Source organism: Scrofimicrobium canadense (genome assembly GCF_009696615.1).
Lineage (GTDB): Bacteria > Actinomycetota > Actinomycetes > Actinomycetales > Actinomycetaceae > Scrofimicrobium > Scrofimicrobium canadense.
In genome coordinates, this window is sequence record NZ_VULO01000003.1 from 108,790 (window position 1) to 125,063 (window position 16,274).

Consider the following 16,274-nt stretch of genomic DNA (forward strand, 5'->3'; position numbering starts at 1 on the left):
TCGCCCCTCTCACTGAATCCAGCCGACAGTGATTGCCAGCGGGGTAATCATGAACATGACAAAAATGATCGTGGCAATAAGCCCAGAGAGCCAGACCATGAAGGTCCGCGTGTTAGCACGCACCCATCCCATGGTTTGGAATGCAGACCAGAACCCGTGTCCCACGTGCGATGTCACCAAAGCGACAAACACAAGGTAGAGAATAAACACCCAAGGATTTTGGAATGAGTCCACCATCATTTGATAGGGAGTTGCCTCAGCAGTGAAGCCAGTTTTCACAGTCTTCGTTGTGAAGTGCAAAATATGGAAAAAGATCAGGAAGATCAATGCGACACCCGAGAGGCGCATGGTCCGCGCCGCGTAAGCGTCAACCGCACTCTTTTTCACTACGTAACCATTGCGACGCGCTTTCTTAGCGTGGAACCACACAATGAACGCAGCAATGATATGGATGAGGATGAGCAGAAGGAGTACCGTGCGGAAAAGCCAGATGAATCCGCCCTTAGGCAAGATCGGGTACAACATATCTGTCTTGAGCCACTCGGCATAGTGGTTGTAGGCATCAGGCCCTAAGAACATCTTTAGGTTGCCATAGGAATGGAATAACAGGAATAGTACGAAGACAAGTCCGGAGATGGCCATGAGCTGTTTAACAAACACGCCCGTGGTCCATGCTCGCCGCTTCTTCGTTGCGACAGTGTTTGTGGCCATGGCTCCACATTATCTGGGTCACGCTCTCTAAGTGTGGGACCTCCGGGCTTCCCACATGTGTGCCGTACATCACCCCATCACATACGGCTCTGACCTGCAGGTATATCGACAAGTAGTAACCCTATAGAAGCCCGTCGCCGAAGATAAGGTTTACCTACTACTTTATCTTTTACATAACAGTCAGGTTTTCGAAAGCCTATCGTTGTCTTTACTGAGCTTCATTGACACCGCATCTTCACGAGGCTGCCGATAGTAGTCCTTTATTTTTCCGATCGGATAAAAACCGAAGGAGCTATAAAGGGCAATAGCCACCGTATTTGAAGCACGCACTTCCAGGAAAATATCAGCGCCCGCAGCTTCCATCACTAAAGTGCGAAGTATCTGCCGACCAATTCCAAGCCCCTGACACTGAGACAGTACCCCCAAGGTCATAAGGTCTTTTTCGAGGTCCCCCTTGATACCGCCATACCCCACCAGAGCCTCGTCCACAAAAGCTCCGCAATAAAAGGACCAAGGGCTCGCTATCTCTTCAGCGACCAGTTCTCGGCTCCACGCCTCGGCACCAAAGACTTCTTGTTCTATTGTCACGACGGCGTCAATGTCCCTATCAACGAGGCGACGAATATCTACTTCCTTATGCGCCATGAATATCTGGACGCCGAAGATATAGCGGCTGCACAGGAGTGTCCTCTCCGCGGGCGAGGTATTCCTCAACCAAAGCTGGCATGACAGTCACATCGACGGGAACTCCCGGACCAACAACGCGCCCCTGCTCTTCAGCGGTCTTTCCGACATACGGAGGACGAACTTCTTCTAGTCCTTCCTCACCATTGCGGTATACAGCCCAATACACTTCGCCACGGCGCGCATCACTCATCGCCGTGACTACCTCCCCCACCTCGTTTCCCAGATGAGCCTTCGCCAAGACTGCCAGGCTGGGAATCCCGTGCAGCTGAGCTCCGCTTGCTTTCGCAATGACCTTTGCCGTGATGAGACCAGCCCGCAGGCCGGTAAAAGGCGCAGGTCCAGTCCCCACAAGGACTCGGTCCCACGATCCGGGCGCTACACCAGCTTCGCTACGCGCCTGCTCGATAAGTGGAGTCAAAGCTTCTGCATGCATTCGGGGGTTATCCTCATAACCCCTGGCCACAACCTCACCGTCACGCATGACAGCAACTGATGATCCCGCAGATGTATCAATACATAAATCGATCATGAAGACTCCTTGTCGAATACGTCATTCCAGCGGTCACCGTGCGGCAAAAAAGTGATGACGCGAGTCCCCGCATCGACGTCTTCCCAGCTGCCTTCCCCCTGATCAGTCAAGGACACTTCCAGCCGTTGGCGAGAAAGGCCTTCAGCTTTCCCTTCGCCCCATTCGACCACGGTCACCGCATCGTCTTGGGACCGCTCCAAGTCCAAAGTTGTCATGTCTTGGTCATCCCGGATTCGATAAGCATCCACATGCACCAAAGCTGGGCCGTTCCCACGCGAGGCATGTTCTCGGGCAACTATGAAAGTCGGTGACGTCACCCGTCCTTGGACACCAAGCCCCTGGGCTAAACCCTGCGTGAATGTTGTCTTACCAGCACCCAAATCACCATGAAGTAAAACGACATCGCCAGCACGAAGCACCCGCCCCAGCTGGATGCCTACTTCACGTGTTTCATCAGCGGAATGAGTGTTCCATACCCTTTTCATCGCAGAGCCTCACGGGGAATGTGACGTGCCAAACGAGTTGTCACCTCATAGTTGATGGTGTCTGTTTTCTCAGCCCATTGTTCCACGTTTGCCCCCTTTGGGCCCATCACCCACACTACGTCGCCCCTGTTTGCTATCGGGGCGGTTCCTTCGCCTAGGTCGATCACGAACTGATCCATGCACACCCGGCCAACAACATGAGATTCATGCCCAGCCACGACGACCGGCGCACCGTTTGATGCGCTGCGAGGAATCCCATCGGCATATCCCAAAGGCACCAGTCCAACCCATCTCTTGCTGGTGGTATGCCAGGTTCCGCCATAGGAGATACGACTTTCTGCCTCTAATTGCTTCACCATGACAAGTGGTGCGGCCACATTCAGGGCCGGTTTCAAACCGAGTTCTTCCGCTGACTGCCAAGCCGGGTTAGGCGACATCCCATAGAGTCCAATCCCGACTCTCACCATATCGAGGTGAGTTTGCCGATGCCACAGTGTTCCTGCAGTCGCTGCCATATGTCGATATTCCGGATCAATACCGTGCCCCGCAAGTACCTGGTCTGCCTGACTGAAGACTCGCATTTGTTCGTCGGTTCGATCGGAATCGGGATCATCCGCCTCGGCCAGATGCGACCACAACCCTTCGACGACAATTTTTCCCCGCGCCTGAAGCTCGGCTGCCCGCTGTGCCAGCTGATCAAAATCTGCAAGTGTGGCACCCGCGCGCGACATACCAGTGTCAATCTTCAGATGTATTCGTGGAACGCCGTGAACCTGAGCTTGTTCTTCAAGGACATCAATGGATGAAGCGCTGAGCGTCAAATCGTGATCGACCGCGTCTTGCCACGACACCCCCGGACTGGCAAGCCACGTAAAGATACGAGTGTCGCGAGGAATTTCGGCCCGAAGCTGGAGGGCTTCCGACAGCTGAGAAGCCCCAAAGCTTCTCACACCTGAAGAATAGAGCTGCCGTGATACTAGTTCCCGACCATGGCCATACGCATTAGCCTTCACGATTGCCATAGTTTCTGCTGAACCGGCTCGATCGCGGAGAACCTCAACGTTAGAGTCGATTGCGTCAAGATCGACGAATATTGTAGCGGGAAAGCGTTCAGTCACCACAGCATTATCCCACTATGCATCCAGACCTTTTGCCACACCCACCAAAATTGCACCAACAACCAAAAGGACAATACCCACCGACAGAACCCATAGTTCCTTGCGGCTGCGCTTTTCACCGAGCAAAGTGATGCCGCCCACCGTCGAGATGATCACTCCAAGCTGAGAGAGGGTGAAGCCCGTGGCCACCCCCACCTGTTCGGTCGCATACTGCATGATTGCTAGGCCGGCGCACCAGACTAATCCCGGGATAAGCTGCCACAGTGTCGAGCGCTGCCACCGTGTATCTCGCTTTCCTAAGTGCGGGCTGAACTGAGGAAAGCTGAAAAGTAATCCCGCTACTGCGGCCCCTAGAACCAGCGGGAGGAAACCTTTGATGGCATCAATATCGAACCAACGAAGAATAATGAGGTAAAGCACCAAAGGGAGGGTGGATAGGACCAGGTAGAGGATTCCTTTAGGCCAATCCAACACTACTTTTTCTTGGCGCGGGCTCTCCGGAGGTACAGCTGTAGGGGCAGGCGCAAAAGCAATTCCCTCTATAGCGCTCTGATCTGCTGCAAGGGAGGGAGACTTTTCAGTCCACGTAGTAGCAATCACGCCGAACACCAAACACACCAGAGCCACGATTCCTACCGGCAGGGCCCCTGGTGCTCGCCACTCGCCCAGAACGAGCACACCAAGAACCGACATCAAAATAAGCTGCGACGCGGTAGAAATAGGCATTGTCCGCGAAACACCTAGAACATGGAAACTCATGATCTGAAAGTGGATTCCCATACCAAGCATAAACCCGCAGCCCATAGCAATAAGCCACAGGTGCAGACTGATCATCCCGCCTGAAAATGGCCACAATACCAGCGCAACAATGAGGCCACCTAGCATCATTCCCAGAGTTTGCTGGCGCTGATCACCTTGTAACTTCATGGTCAACAGCGACATACAGCCAAATGCCACCGACGGCAACAACGCAACCAGGATCATACTGCTATAGCCTCAACTTTTGCTGGAAGCTCATCCGCAATAGCCATTGCTCTCATTGGCTTCGTAGAATAGGCAGCGCTTCCGTGAGCCCACACCGCTGCAACCACGGCTTCTTCCACTGTCGCAGGGCTGGCAGCAATGGCAGCGCCGATAGCTCCAGCCAATACATCACCTGCTCCAGCAGTGGCAGCCCAATGCGAGGGCGCCTCAAAACACCACTCCTGCTCCCCAACAACCCAGGTGGCAGAGCCCTTGAGGACGACGATCGCATCGAAGCGTTCCTGCAGAGCCCTGGCACTGCGGAGCGGATTGTCCGCAACTTCACTGCGAGAGCAGTGAAGCAGACGGGCGGCCTCACCGTGGTGAGGCGTGAGAACCAATGTCCCGCCCATGTGACGAAGCTCTTCACGCTCCATTGCACCCGCGTCCAGGACAACGCAAGGTGCCTCAGCTTGTAGCGCGTGTTCCACAAGGTCTTCACCCCACCCAGAGCCAATGACCGATACAGCGGAGCGACCCAGCTGACAGACAACCTCAGGAAAATGAGTGAGAACTAATGTACGGGCCGCTCCAGCGTAGCGGACCATACCCGGTCCGATGCCGAAAGCCCCAGCAATACCCAAAACTGCCGCCCCAGGATACTGTTCCGAGCCCGTGACAAACTGGACTACTCCTCGACTATATTTGTCGTCATTGGGCCCTGGTACACGGAAGAATCCATGCACTCGTTGGGCAGTGATCTCAAGAACGTCACTCAACGGTCACCGACTTCGCGAGATTTCTAGGCTGATCTACGTCGAGGCCCTTTGCACCTGCTAAGGCACACGCAAAAATCTGGAGTGGCATCACCTGTAGTAGCGGCAGATAAAGGGTTGGGGCTGGAGGAACTCGAAAAACAATATCCGCGTATTCGTCGACAGAGTCGTCCCCCACCTCGGCAATCACCATGGTCTTCGCCCCGCGAGCTTTCACCTGCTGAACATTTGACACAGTTTTTTGATGAAGTTCTGGACGACGAGGCGTCGGAACCACAATGAAAACTGGTTGACCCTCTTCAACAAGAGCTATCGGGCCATGTTTGAGCTCTCCTGCGGCAAAGCCTTCCGCATGAATATATGCGATCTCTTTGAGCTTGAGAGCTCCTTCCATAGCAACCGGATAGCCCACATGTCGTCCCAGGAAAAGAACTGATTCCTCATCGGCCATAGCCCGAGCAATCTGACGAACGGACTCACCACTATCCAAGACTTCCTGCATTTTGTCCGGTATCTGCGCCAACTTGTCCAAGTAGTCGTGGATTTCGTCAATATATTTATTGCCGCGAATCTGCGCCAAGTAGAGGCCTAGGAGATAGCACGCGGTGATCTGCGCGGTGAACGCCTTCGTTGAGGCAACAGCAATTTCAGGACCCGCGTGAGTCAACAACACGGCATCCGATTCGCGAGCGATGGTCGATCCGGGCGTATTCACAATCGACACCACGCGTGCTCCCTGCTCACGGGCGTGCCTAATCGCCATGATCGTGTCCATTGTTTCTCCCGATTGAGAGATGGCGACAACTAAGGTTTTCTCGTTGACAACCGGGTCACGGTAGCGGAACTCATGAGCCAACTCCACCTCGACAGGAATACGACACCAGTGTTCAATGGCATAACGCGCAACCTGTCCAGCATAAGCAGCAGTTCCGCAAGCGATAATCACTACCTTGTCCACGCTACGTAGCAAAGACTCGGGTATGCGCACCTCGTCTAGTGTAAGAGCGCCCTTCGCATCGAGACGCCCCTCAAGTGTGGCCCGCACGGCCTCTGGCTGTTCATGGATTTCTTTCTCCATGAAAGTATCCCAACCATCTTTGTCTGCACGATCCCGAAGAAAATCAACGTTGAATTCTCTGGGGTCGACGGTTTCGCCGTCCCTGTCAACCACAACAACACCTTCAGGGGTGACACCAACCACCTGATCCTGTCCAATTTCTAGAGCTGAAGTTGTGTAGTCGGCGAAAGCCAGCGCGTCAGATCCAAGGTAGTTAGCGCCCTCCCCTACCCCGATCACAAGCGGTGACGAACGCCGGGAGGCGACCACGACGTTGGGCGCGTCGCGGTGCACCATTAACAGCGTGTAGCTGCCCACCAGTCGGCGGGTGACTGCCAGCATGGCTGCCATCATCGTGGCGCCAACTTTTGCCTGTTCACCCGAGATTCCGGGCAGTTCCCCGTCCCACGGAGTGAGCGTCGGGTCGGCCATGGCTTTACTCAAGAGGTGGGCCACCACTTCTGTATCGGTGTCGGAGGTGAATTCTGCGCCCTCTTCGCGCAATTGGTGTTTGAGCTCAGCATAATTTTCAATGATGCCGTTGTGGACCAGTGCGACCGCACGATCTTCGGAAACCTGGGGGTGAGCATTCTCAACTACTGCTTCCCCGTGGGTTGCCCACCGGGTATGCCCAATTGCGGTTGTGGCATCGGGAATATCTGCGTCTTCTAACGCTCGTTCAAGATTCACGAGTTTCCCCACTGCGCGCACTACCAGCGGATCATCAAATGCAGGGGTAAGTAGAGCGATCCCTGCAGAGTCATAGCCACGATATTCGAGGCGCCTCAAACCGGCGATGACGACTTCTTGGGCTTTGCTATCCGGGTTTTGTCCAACATATCCAGCGATTCCGCACATGGTTTTACTCAACCACTGGTAATGCCCCTGACGCAAGCTGGATCAGGAAGTGATTTTTATGCGGCACAATAGAGGGGTGAATTTCCTGGGAAAACATGGTGAACTCAGTCCATTCGAGCATTTCACGCGGGAGCAATGGTCAGCCTTAGCGACCCGCACTCCGCTACCATTGACGGCACTCGATATTGAGCGATTGGCTTCTCTTGGAGACCCTATTGACCTGCGCGAAGTGGACGCAATTTATCGCCCGCTCTCTGCCGTCCTACAGCTATATGTCGATGCGACACGGAGGATTGGGGCGCAACAGCAGACACTCATTCAGCAACCCCGCCATCAAGTCACGCCTTTTATTATTGGCGTGGCCGGTTCCGTTGCAGTGGGAAAATCAACAGTCAGTAGATTGTTACGATTGTTGCTTTCGCGTTGGCCGCGCACCCCGCGTGTTGACCTGGTCACGACGGACGGTTTTCTCTATCCCAACAGTTACCTAGAAGAACACGGCTTGATGGGACGCAAAGGCTTCCCTGAATCCTATGACCGAACTGCTCTGCTCGATTTTGTCGCTCGCATCAAGAGTGGTCAAGCACGCATTGCGGCTCCGGTCTATTCTCACGTCACCTACGACATAGTTCCCGGAAAACAGCAGATCATTGATCGCCCTAATATTGTCATCATTGAGGGCCTTAATGTGTTACAACCTGCACGAACGACCCCGGACGGCTTGGGAATCTCTGTCGCTGATTTTTTTGACTTTCGCCTCTTTGTTGATGCTGACCCCGCGGACGTAGAACGCTGGTACATTGATCGCTTCTTGCAGCTGCGCACAACCGCTTTTTCCGATCCCGATTCATATTTCACGAACTACGCCGGACTCTCAGACAACGAGGCCGTTACCGTGGCCCGCGGGATTTGGAGGGATATCAATCTCCCGAATCTCATTGACAACATTGAACCGACCAAGCCACGAGCCACCCTAGTGCTGCGTAAATCCGGTGATCATCGGGTTGAGGAGATTTCCTTGCGGAAAACCTAGCGCCCCTTTTCCCACGTACGGGGTCATAAAACCGTACACGGGGCCGCATACCGCCCCGGCAGCTACCACGTCGCCCAGGCTGTGGCAGTGCATCGCCACCTATCCACAGGTTGGAATACCCCGTATATCCACAGTCAGAGCTTTCACCGTAAACGGGCATTCGCAAGAAATGACACCATGCCTCAATGGGTATCACTACTACTGGATTCTTCATTGGCCATGCACGCGACCTTCCCGCAGGAACGACGTGGATCAAAATCACACAAGGTATTTTTTCGATGCAGCATTAGTGCCAGATGGTGCCACCGCGTGGCAACTGCGAGCATTCATCACCCGGGTTCGTGCGCGCTCAATCACACTGTCGCGTAAAAGCCCAGATTCTCTTCCCGTATTCACTGGCGAAAAGGATCCGCCGTAACCAAGAAGAAACTCGCTGATTCTGCGGAAAATAATGATTTCAACTTGGCCAAAGCTCTTGCCGTCATTGAGGCTTGTGATCCCGGTTGTGAAGGTCCTGGCGAGGCGTATTTACGTTGGCTTTTGGCAAGCATCCTCCCACCAGAAGAAGTGATAACTCAGTATGAGGTTTGGGTTGAGGGAAGGCAGTATTTTCTCGACGCTGCTATACCGGGTATTCGCTGTGGCTTCGAATTCGATGGCTACACCAAGGTGGACATTACGTCCGAGGGGCGCCGCGATTTTGTTGACCGCCAAAACTCACTTTTGCGGGCCGGCTGGAAACTCATGCGCATTTCTTCGCGCGAGTTTGTGCGCCCAGTGTCCGCGCTCGGCAAGGTTGCTGCCCATGTGCAGTCATGCGGACGCCCGGTCAACGGTCCTAAGCGCACCTTATGGAAAAAACTGCCTTCCGGGTTTTTTGTTCCCGGTCGCAGGTTCTAGATTTTCCGCAGCCAGATAGCCGCAGCATCCTGGGCGATGTGGTAGTTGCCTGGGCGGTATGCGGCCCCGTGTACGGTTTTATGACCCCGTACGTGGGAAGGGGGAAGGCGAAGGCAGCAGAGAAACCGCATGTCACAATTAGCGCAGTGCCGGCCATGTGTAGGGGAATGCTACAGCACAAACCTAAAGGAGGGGCTGTGGCCAAACCAGAGCATTTCCCTGACTGTTTTCGAGACAACTATCCTGACATATTGGCCTTTGCGGCCAGGCGCAGCTCGGACAGGGCCGACGCAGAGGACATCGCCTCGGAAACTTTCACCATTGCTTGGAGACGCTGGGCCGACGCACCCAAGCAGCCACGCCCGTGGTTGTTCGGAAGCGCACGTAACCTCTTGGCAGAACGCAATCGAGGAGAAAACCGGCGTCTGCGACTCGCCAGCAAAAGCGCCGCGCAACCGCACCCCTTTCAGCCTTCCTTGTCCGACGAGGTGGCTGGCACCCTCGACTTTCAGGCAGCCTGGGAAGAGCTCTCCCCTGGCGAGCAGGAAGCAATTGCTCTCACCGCGTGGGATGGCCTGAGCTCCAAAGAGGCTGCCAACGTTCTGGCTATCAGCCGCGTCGCCTATTCAACGCGACTATCGCGGGCCCGCAAGCGACTGCGCGAAATCCTCGATAGCCAAGCGGACGTTTCCGCCTCTGTCCCCGTCTCCACGAACCAGTTTTAGGAGTAACGATGCCTCGTTCTTATGACCTCGACACAATGATCGCCAACCACAATCCCGTTCCCGACCTCACTTTGACGGCGCGCGAACAGGCACACGCTGAGCGCCTCCTCACGACGCTTACCTCTCACCAAGCCAAGTCCTCGCGCAAACGTCGCCGCATCCTGGTGCGCACCACTATTGCCGCTGCGACAATGCTGGGGTTGTGCGGCTTTGCCTATGCCGCTGGAGTCACTCCGCAGTCAATCCGAATGGGTATTCACGCCATGCGGTCGGCCGACGCGGGCACCGTCACCTATGCCGATCAAGTCCCCCAAGAGTCTGCCAGCAACAAACTTCGAGAAATTGCAGCGAATGCGGCTCAAGCTCCAGACCTGGGCCGCCCTGATCAGATCGCCGAGGTTCACACAATCTCACGGGGCGACGGTTGGATGGAAGATGGCTCAAGCGCATACATTCGCGAAAGTGAGCGATGGGATTGGCCTATCTCTCATGATGTACACCGGGACAAAGAGACCACAGTACTCCTTGAAGGGAACGACGATATCGAATTCCAACTAGCAGAGGGGGATGTGCGGTTTTGGCAATCCACACCACCGCTACCTGGAAACTCAACCTATGATTACACTCCCCGTCCCGTGCGCGCAGAAATACGACTACAACCCGATAGGGCCAGCATCATCACCGATCTTATGTGGTATTACGATCCCGCATCAGTTACCACTTATGACTTTGTATTTGAGTTTATTCACCGCTGGGATGGGGGTATCGGCTTGACGGCTTCGAACCGCCCAGCATTTTTTGAGGTATTGGCAGACGAAGATGGTGTCACATATTCAGGAACCGCGACTGACTCTCAAGGCCGCGTGGGTGAGGCTTTCGCCATATCCCGGAACGAAAGAGGGATTCCGTGAGGAGATCCGCATAATCGTTGATCCATCGACCGGGATGATTTCGGCAACTGAATCAACTATGCGCGGACCATTCATCCTCGCATCATACGAGCATGTTGCGGGCTCAACGACCTACCTCGAATATCGCGGCATCGACTCGCTGGCACCCTGTGAGGAGATCGAAGGCTGCGAAGTTCTTCCACCGGAAGGGTAAACGGCATCGAAGTGAATATGGATGAGGGGCACGGCACACCATGTACCGTGCCCCTCATCGTGGTTAAAATGCCAGGTTCTTCTCCACCACATCTGCCAACGCAGCGGCAACGCCGTCAGCTTCTTGTTGAGTGGATGCCTCGACCATCACGCGAATCAGTGGCTCCGTGCCAGAGGCCCGCAACAACACGCGGCCGCGTTCTCCCAAAAGTCCCTCAGCGTGCGTAACTGCCTGCTGAACGGCTTCATTTTCAAGTCCCCCGCGGTCCACCCCAGAAACGTTGATCAGGGTCTGTGGCAACCGGTTGATGGGGGCCACCAGCTCGGCAAGAGTCTTCCCACTGTTCTTCACCATGCGCGAAATCAGCATGGACGAGAGGATACCGTCACCCGTGGTTGAGTAGTCCAGCGCGATGATGTGGCCGGATTGTTCGCCTCCCAGAGAGTACCCGCCCTCACGCATCGCCTCGAGCACATAACGGTCACCCACCGCGGTTTGGACTACGGCAATACCGTGCGCTTCCATGGCAAGTTTCAACCCAAGGTTACTCATGACGGTAACGACCAACGTGTCTTGCGCCAGCTGGCCGCGAGCCTTCATGTCGATGGCCAGAGCTCCCATGATCTTGTCGCCGTCGACCAGGTTGCCGTTCGCGTCAACTGCCAGGCAGCGGTCAGCGTCACCGTCGTAAGCGACACCAAAGTCTGCCTTCGAAGCAACAACGGCAGCCTGCAGCTGCTCAGGGTGCGTCGACCCACAGGCGTCGTTAATATTGCGACCATCGGGCGAGGCGTTGATAACAACAACGTCCGCGCCAGCCTCTCTCAATGCTTCAGGACCAAGGTGTGACGCGGCACCGTTGGCACAGTCAACCGCAATCCGCAGGCCTCTGAGGTCCGCGTCGGTGGACTCGACAAGGTGTTCAACGTAGGATTTTTCGGCCATGTCGTCGTCATACCAAACCTCACCCACAGCGGCTCCGGTTGGACGATCCCAAGGCTGGTCCAAAAGTGCCTCAATATGGTCTTCGACCGCATCGTCGAGTTTGTATCCGCCACGTCCGAAAAACTTGATGCCATTGTCAGGCATGGGGTTGTGACTCGCAGAGATCATGACCCCCAGGTCAATCTCAGGTTCCGTGGCGGTCAGGTGGGCAACCGTCGGCGTGGTGACGACTCCGATACGCACAGCGTCGACACCAGCAGCAGCAAGACCTGCAGCAATCGCATGATCAAGGAACTCTCCCGAGATTCGAGTGTCGCGTCCTATTACTGCGCGAGGCTTCGAACCGTCTTCGCGTGGTCCCCCACCGATCCCTCGAGCGGCTGCCTCGCCCAGACGTAAAGCTAGGTCTGCAGTAATATCGCGATTTGCCAGGCCCCGAACGCCGTCGGTTCCAAATAGTCGTGCCATTGTTGCCCTTACTCTCAAGTATTCGCCGCATTCCAGTATAGAAGCATCTGCCTGAATCGTTGACCGCGACCGCATTACTGCGGTCTGAGGTTCCACAACCACAGCCTGGGCGATGTGGTAGCTGCCGGGGCGGTATACGGCTCCGTGTACAGTTTCATGACCCCGTACGTGGGACCCACGTGGGAAGAGGGTGAGGAAAACACAAAATCCCCCTGCCAAACGGCAAGGGGATTTTGCATAAAGCGAGATTTAGCGCTTTGAGTACTGTGGTGCCTTACGGGCCTTCTTGAGTCCGGCCTTCTTGCGCTCTACAGCGCGGGCATCACGAGTAAGGAATCCAGCCTTCTTCAGTGCTGGGCGGTTCGCTTCACGATCAATCTCATTGAGTGCACGTGAAATTCCTAAGCGCAACGCGCCAGCTTGACCCGAAGGGCCGCCACCAGCGATGCGTGCTACAACGTCGAAGCGACCTTCGATATCCAAAAGAACAAAAGGTGACTTCACAAGCTGCTGATGCAGTTTGTTCGGGAAGTAGTCTTCCAAAGTGCGCCCATTAATGGTCCACTGGCCGGTGCCAGGAACTAGACGCACACGGGCGACAGCTTCCTTACGACGTCCCAGGCCTTGGCCTGGAGCGGTGATGGATTCTCCACGCCCTTCGGCGGGAGCTTCCGTTTCTGTTGTGTAAGAGCTGGGTGCTACTTCTTCTTCCAGCTCAATAACTTCGGTGGTCTCAGCCACGGTTCTCCTAAAGTATTAGCGCCTACTGGGCGATCTGCTTGAGCTGGTATGGCTCTGGTTGCTGCGCAGCATGAGGATGCTCTGGGCCTGCGTAAACGTGAAGTTTACGGGCTTGGTCACGCCCCAAAGAGTTATGAGGAATCATGCCAACCACGGCTTTAGCAACAGCTTTAGCCGGATCTTTTTCCATCAGTTCGCGGTAGGTGATAGAACGCAAGCCGCCCGGGTAGCCGGAGTGACGGTAGGCCTTCTTTTGGTCCAGCTTGTTGCCGGTGAGGACCACCTTGTCGGCATTGACGATGATGACGTAGTCGCCCATATCCATATGGGGGGCAAACGTCGGCTTGTGCTTGCCGCGCAGAAGCGTAGCGACCTGTGCTGCGAGGCGACCAAGGACCTGATCGGTAGCGTCAACGACGTACCATTTCTTGTCCACGTCCCCTGGCTTGGGTGAGTATGTGCGCACTTGTGTGCTCATTTCCTGTCTTGTAGAACCGATCACTTGCGCGGGATGCAAGAGTCAGTTCGCGAAAACTAAATCGTTCCTGTGGCCTGTTGCGTCAACAGCGAGTGGGAAGAAGCTGAATAACGCCAGCCACAAGCAGTACAAGTGTAATCTCGGGGATACACTGCGGTCAAAGATTGTGGGCACCTTCACGCCGATTGCGCGCTTGTGCGGCCCGGGACGCCCATTGAGCCTCTTCCGGATACTCGACTCCCTCAAGGGTGAGACCTCGCGCTGGCACAATAGGGACACCGTGTTTGCGACAAGGCGTGGAGACCAGTTCTATAAACCAGTCTCTATTACGCCGACCGCGCCCCACCTCGACCAGAGCACCCACCAGTGAACGCACCATTGAGTGGCAAAAGGCATCAGCTTGCGGGCAGATTTCTATCACATCACCGCGTTCCACAGCCAACTCTTTGAGAGTGCGTATCGTTGTAGCACCCTCGCGGGGGCGACAAAAGGAGAGGAAGTCGTGCTCGCCCAGCAGGACTTCCGCCGCTTTGCGCATTGCGTCAATATCAAGTTCGGCACCGGTATTCCACCAGATATTCGAACGCTCAATAGGGTCAATAACACTTGCAGCATCAGCTATCCGATAGCAGTAGCGCCGCGACAGAGCACTGAAACGCGCATCGAAGTCTGGTGAAACGTGGGTAACCGTTTTTAGCCATATATCAGCCATACCGGAACGACTCTCTAACTTCGAGAGCGAGGAAGCGATTGGCTCTTGCCCCCACAGACGAGAATAGCTCTGAGTAAGAAGCCCCTGCAGTCGTCTCACAGACAATAGCTCTGTTTCGGCCTCATCCACATCAATATGAGCGACCTGGTGGCGAGCGTGAACTCCTGCATCTGTTCGTCCCGCAACAGTAATACTCACTGGACGACGAAGAATCGTGCTCAGAGCGTCAGAAAGTTCGCCTTCTACAGTCCGCAACCCCGGCTGGGCCGCCCAGCCATGAAAATATGCACCATTGTAGGCAAGATCAATCCGCAGTCGAGGCATATTCCCAGGCTCGCACCCCCCCAAAAGTCCCTGCCTGATTGGGGACGATAGTGATATCGTCACCCATCTTGGCGAGGTTTGGTAGCGTGATTCTCTGAGAATTGCCACCGCCCAGATAGAGCCGGTCCCATAGAAAGACTGGGCGCAACCCCTCAACTACTCGGCGAACCCGGCGGGACCAGTGAGCATCACCTAAACGCAGACGCTCATGCTCGCCAATATAGTCGTCGTAGGTGAGTCCCCAGCGCACAAACCCTTGGGATACTTCTTGATGGGGTGCCAGCACGCCATTGTCGAAGATCGCATTGCCCAATCCGGTTCCCAAGGTGATAATCATTTCTAGGCCAGCCCCAGTGATAACACCAGCACCGGCAACTTCGGCGTCATTGAGTACAAGTACTGGTATTTGAAGAGCGTCACTCACCGCCCGTCGCATGTCGAACGAACGCCACATTTCTTTCAAGTCGGGCAGCACCTTAGATCGAGGGCCATCCTTGGTGATGTAGTGGGGCGTCGCGATAACGCGCCCATGCCGTATCATACCCGGCATTCCCACAGTGCATCGAGTAGACGAAGGAAGCTGTTCAGCCAGATCACAAATAACTTCAACGAGAAGCGATGGGGGCAATGGGTAGGGCGTAGGTGTCCGCAGTGCTGGCCCTGACCGGTTGCCAAATGAATCAAAGACGGAGGCCTTTATACCGCCTCCGCCACAGTCAATACATAATGTCAGATCGTCAACACTCATCGGCATTCAAGGCTTGTCAGAGAGTAACGGTGAGAGCTGTCGTTCCCAGCAGGGAAAATAAGAAGCTGGTCGGTATCCGATTTCACACCGTATGCATTAGCTTTGGCGTTTTCGACAAAGTTTCCCGCGGCATCAACGAATTCAACGGTACCGCTCAGAGTGCCTGGGCAACCTTCGTGGAGCACCACGTAGATGCTGCCACAACCGTTGTCACCGCAAGCACGCTTGTCAGAGTCGCTAAGATTTGCCATCTCGGTATCACTCAACCAACGCCAATAGACACCGTGCTCCCAAACGTCATACCCTCGTTCAACATACGACTGATCGGTCTCAAACACTGCGCGTCGTTCTTCAGCTGCCGTTGCAGCGCTCTGACGAGTCTCTTTGAGGTGTTCTTGTGTCGCCTCTGCTGTCGATAATGCCTCTGTTTGAGCGACGATTTCTGCTTCGATCGCATGGTTGCGCTGATACGTCACCACCGCGGCGGTCAAGCCAAGCCCCGCTATAACAAGTGCCGTGACACTCAGCAGCACAGCTAACCACACTGGGAACTTAATCGACATAGCTGTTTTCGAGTTCATTAATCTCCACCTCCAGATCAGTATTCGAGGTTTCGACCGCACTCAACTCTTCCATCACCGAATCCAACTGTACTTGTGCCGCTTCGGCCCGTGCGTGCAAAACGACGCCGACACCGGAGAATACAGCTCCGATGAAAACGAATACACCCGCGACAATGAGAATAAGTCTCGCTGGAACGCCACCGTATTGATTTCTTGGCTTCTGGTTAGCTGTCATCCCACACCTTTTCCCATTTCATCTTGATCAATAGTAGCAAGAACTACAAGCGACACTTTGAGGGCTCTTATGCATTTCAATGAGACAAAATGGGTCGGCACCATTCTCTGGCAC

Annotated in this window: 21 protein-coding genes; 6 read left to right on the forward strand and 15 right to left on the reverse strand. The window is 55.0% G+C overall.

Annotation, left to right across the window (positions count from 1 at the left end):
- Positions 1-9: 9 nt before the first annotated feature.
- The 8 genes from FYJ24_RS03135 to glmS form a co-directional block, all read right to left on the reverse strand.
- Positions 10-711 carry a succinate dehydrogenase cytochrome b subunit gene (locus FYJ24_RS03135; protein WP_154543515.1) on the reverse strand — a complete coding sequence of 234 codons (702 nt, stop codon included), beginning with the start codon at positions 709-711 and terminating at the stop codon, positions 10-12.
- A 180-nt stretch (positions 712-891) separates the two neighbouring features.
- On the reverse strand, positions 892-1,356 hold the full coding sequence (gene rimI / locus FYJ24_RS03140; protein ID WP_154543517.1) for a ribosomal protein S18-alanine N-acetyltransferase: 465 nt from the start codon (positions 1,354-1,356) through the stop codon (positions 892-894).
- Positions 1,346-1,927, reverse strand: coding sequence for a tRNA (adenosine(37)-N6)-threonylcarbamoyltransferase complex dimerization subunit type 1 TsaB (gene tsaB, locus FYJ24_RS03145; RefSeq protein WP_154543519.1), 582 nt, complete (start codon positions 1,925-1,927; stop codon positions 1,346-1,348). The genes rimI and tsaB overlap by 11 nt, the downstream gene beginning before the upstream one ends.
- A complete protein-coding gene (gene tsaE / locus FYJ24_RS03150; RefSeq protein WP_154543521.1) occupies positions 1,924-2,412 on the reverse strand; it encodes a tRNA (adenosine(37)-N6)-threonylcarbamoyltransferase complex ATPase subunit type 1 TsaE in 489 nt (162 codons plus the stop codon). Before tsaE ends, tsaB begins: the two co-directional genes overlap by 4 nt.
- Positions 2,409-3,530 (reverse strand): alanine racemase, encoded by a 1,122-nt coding sequence (alr, locus tag FYJ24_RS03155; RefSeq protein ID WP_318656487.1) that lies wholly within the window; start codon positions 3,528-3,530, stop codon positions 2,409-2,411. Before alr ends, tsaE begins: the two co-directional genes overlap by 4 nt.
- A gap of 15 nt (positions 3,531-3,545) precedes the next feature.
- A complete protein-coding gene (locus FYJ24_RS03160; RefSeq protein WP_154543523.1) occupies positions 3,546-4,514 on the reverse strand; it encodes a GRP family sugar transporter in 969 nt (322 codons plus the stop codon).
- A complete protein-coding gene (locus FYJ24_RS03165) occupies positions 4,511-5,272 on the reverse strand; it encodes an ADP-dependent NAD(P)H-hydrate dehydratase (RefSeq protein ID WP_154543525.1) in 762 nt (253 codons plus the stop codon). Before FYJ24_RS03165 ends, FYJ24_RS03160 begins: the two co-directional genes overlap by 4 nt.
- Positions 5,265-7,184 carry a glutamine--fructose-6-phosphate transaminase (isomerizing) gene (gene glmS / locus FYJ24_RS03170; RefSeq protein WP_154543527.1) on the reverse strand — a complete coding sequence of 640 codons (1,920 nt, stop codon included), beginning with the start codon at positions 7,182-7,184 and terminating at the stop codon, positions 5,265-5,267. Before glmS ends, FYJ24_RS03165 begins: the two co-directional genes overlap by 8 nt.
- Positions 7,185-7,242: 58 nt before the next feature.
- Here glmS and coaA point away from each other — a divergent pair, with 58 nt between their 5' ends.
- The 6 genes from coaA to FYJ24_RS03200 all read left to right on the forward strand — a co-directional run bounded on the left by coaA (position 7,243) and on the right by FYJ24_RS03200 (position 10,946).
- Positions 7,243-8,217: a type I pantothenate kinase gene (gene coaA / locus FYJ24_RS03175; RefSeq protein WP_154543529.1), complete on the forward strand. Its 975-nt coding sequence runs from the start codon at positions 7,243-7,245 to the stop codon at positions 8,215-8,217.
- Positions 8,218-8,464: 247 nt separating this feature from the next.
- Positions 8,465-8,635, forward strand: coding sequence for a hypothetical protein (locus FYJ24_RS03180; RefSeq protein ID WP_154543531.1), 171 nt, complete (start codon positions 8,465-8,467; stop codon positions 8,633-8,635).
- Between the two features lie 44 nt (positions 8,636-8,679).
- Positions 8,680-9,117, forward strand: coding sequence for a hypothetical protein (locus tag FYJ24_RS03185; protein ID WP_154543533.1), 438 nt, complete (start codon positions 8,680-8,682; stop codon positions 9,115-9,117).
- A 197-nt stretch (positions 9,118-9,314) separates the two neighbouring features.
- Positions 9,315-9,842: an RNA polymerase sigma factor gene (locus tag FYJ24_RS03190; RefSeq protein WP_206192469.1), complete on the forward strand. Its 528-nt coding sequence runs from the start codon at positions 9,315-9,317 to the stop codon at positions 9,840-9,842.
- Between the two features lie 8 nt (positions 9,843-9,850).
- Entirely contained in the window at positions 9,851-10,753 is a 903-nt protein-coding gene (locus FYJ24_RS03195; protein WP_154543537.1) for a hypothetical protein, read from the forward strand.
- Positions 10,710-10,946, forward strand: a complete 237-nt coding sequence (locus FYJ24_RS03200) for a hypothetical protein (RefSeq protein WP_154543539.1) — start codon at positions 10,710-10,712, stop codon at positions 10,944-10,946. The genes FYJ24_RS03195 and FYJ24_RS03200 overlap by 44 nt, the downstream gene beginning before the upstream one ends.
- Positions 10,947-11,009: 63 nt before the next feature.
- Here the strand turns inward: FYJ24_RS03200 and glmM are convergent, their stop codons facing one another.
- From glmM to FYJ24_RS03235, 7 genes are all read right to left on the reverse strand, one after another.
- The gene (gene glmM, locus FYJ24_RS03205; RefSeq protein WP_154543541.1) at positions 11,010-12,359 is read right to left on the reverse strand and encodes a phosphoglucosamine mutase; all 1,350 of its coding nucleotides are present in this window, start codon (positions 12,357-12,359) and stop codon (positions 11,010-11,012) included.
- A 249-nt stretch (positions 12,360-12,608) separates the two neighbouring features.
- The gene (gene rpsI / locus FYJ24_RS03210) at positions 12,609-13,100 is read right to left on the reverse strand and encodes a 30S ribosomal protein S9 (RefSeq protein WP_318656488.1); all 492 of its coding nucleotides are present in this window, start codon (positions 13,098-13,100) and stop codon (positions 12,609-12,611) included.
- Positions 13,101-13,122: 22 nt separating this feature from the next.
- The gene (gene rplM / locus FYJ24_RS03215) at positions 13,123-13,566 is read right to left on the reverse strand and encodes a 50S ribosomal protein L13 (RefSeq protein WP_318656505.1); all 444 of its coding nucleotides are present in this window, start codon (positions 13,564-13,566) and stop codon (positions 13,123-13,125) included.
- A gap of 169 nt (positions 13,567-13,735) precedes the next feature.
- Entirely contained in the window at positions 13,736-14,614 is an 879-nt protein-coding gene (truA, locus tag FYJ24_RS03220; protein ID WP_154543545.1) for a tRNA pseudouridine(38-40) synthase TruA, read from the reverse strand.
- The gene (locus FYJ24_RS03225) at positions 14,595-15,362 is read right to left on the reverse strand and encodes an ROK family protein (RefSeq protein WP_154543547.1); all 768 of its coding nucleotides are present in this window, start codon (positions 15,360-15,362) and stop codon (positions 14,595-14,597) included. The genes truA and FYJ24_RS03225 overlap by 20 nt, the downstream gene beginning before the upstream one ends.
- Positions 15,359-15,943: a hypothetical protein gene (locus FYJ24_RS03230; RefSeq protein WP_154543549.1), complete on the reverse strand. Its 585-nt coding sequence runs from the start codon at positions 15,941-15,943 to the stop codon at positions 15,359-15,361. Before FYJ24_RS03230 ends, FYJ24_RS03225 begins: the two co-directional genes overlap by 4 nt.
- Positions 15,915-16,160 carry an FtsB/FtsL family cell division protein gene (locus tag FYJ24_RS03235; RefSeq protein WP_154543551.1) on the reverse strand — a complete coding sequence of 82 codons (246 nt, stop codon included), beginning with the start codon at positions 16,158-16,160 and terminating at the stop codon, positions 15,915-15,917. Before FYJ24_RS03235 ends, FYJ24_RS03230 begins: the two co-directional genes overlap by 29 nt.
- Positions 16,161-16,274: the final 114 nt, after the last annotated feature.

Excerpts from the sequence above, each read along its gene's own strand:
- FYJ24_RS03195 (WP_154543537.1), top strand. The coding sequence starts at position 9,851 with ATGCCTCGTTCTTATGACCTCGACACAATGATCGCCAACCACAATCCC.
- tsaB (WP_154543519.1), bottom strand. The coding sequence starts at position 1,927 with ATGATCGATTTATGTATTGATACATCTGCGGGATCATCAGTTGCTGTC.
- FYJ24_RS03135 (WP_154543515.1), bottom strand. The coding sequence starts at position 711 with ATGGCCACAAACACTGTCGCAACGAAGAAGCGGCGAGCATGGACCACG.
- FYJ24_RS03160 (WP_154543523.1), bottom strand. The coding sequence starts at position 4,514 with ATGATCCTGGTTGCGTTGTTGCCGTCGGTGGCATTTGGCTGTATGTCG.
- truA (WP_154543545.1), bottom strand. The coding sequence starts at position 14,614 with ATGCCTCGACTGCGGATTGATCTTGCCTACAATGGTGCATATTTTCAT.
- tsaE (WP_154543521.1), bottom strand. The coding sequence starts at position 2,412 with ATGAAAAGGGTATGGAACACTCATTCCGCTGATGAAACACGTGAAGTA.
- FYJ24_RS03225 (WP_154543547.1), bottom strand. The coding sequence starts at position 15,362 with ATGAGTGTTGACGATCTGACATTATGTATTGACTGTGGCGGAGGCGGT.
- rimI (WP_154543517.1), bottom strand. The coding sequence starts at position 1,356 with ATGGCGCATAAGGAAGTAGATATTCGTCGCCTCGTTGATAGGGACATT.
- glmM (WP_154543541.1), bottom strand. The coding sequence starts at position 12,359 with ATGGCACGACTATTTGGAACCGACGGCGTTCGGGGCCTGGCAAATCGC.
- FYJ24_RS03235 (WP_154543551.1), bottom strand. The coding sequence starts at position 16,160 with ATGACAGCTAACCAGAAGCCAAGAAATCAATACGGTGGCGTTCCAGCG.
- glmS (WP_154543527.1), bottom strand. The coding sequence starts at position 7,184 with ATGTGCGGAATCGCTGGATATGTTGGACAAAACCCGGATAGCAAAGCC.
- coaA (WP_154543529.1), top strand. The coding sequence starts at position 7,243 with ATGCGGCACAATAGAGGGGTGAATTTCCTGGGAAAACATGGTGAACTC.
- FYJ24_RS03230 (WP_154543549.1), bottom strand. The coding sequence starts at position 15,943 with ATGAACTCGAAAACAGCTATGTCGATTAAGTTCCCAGTGTGGTTAGCT.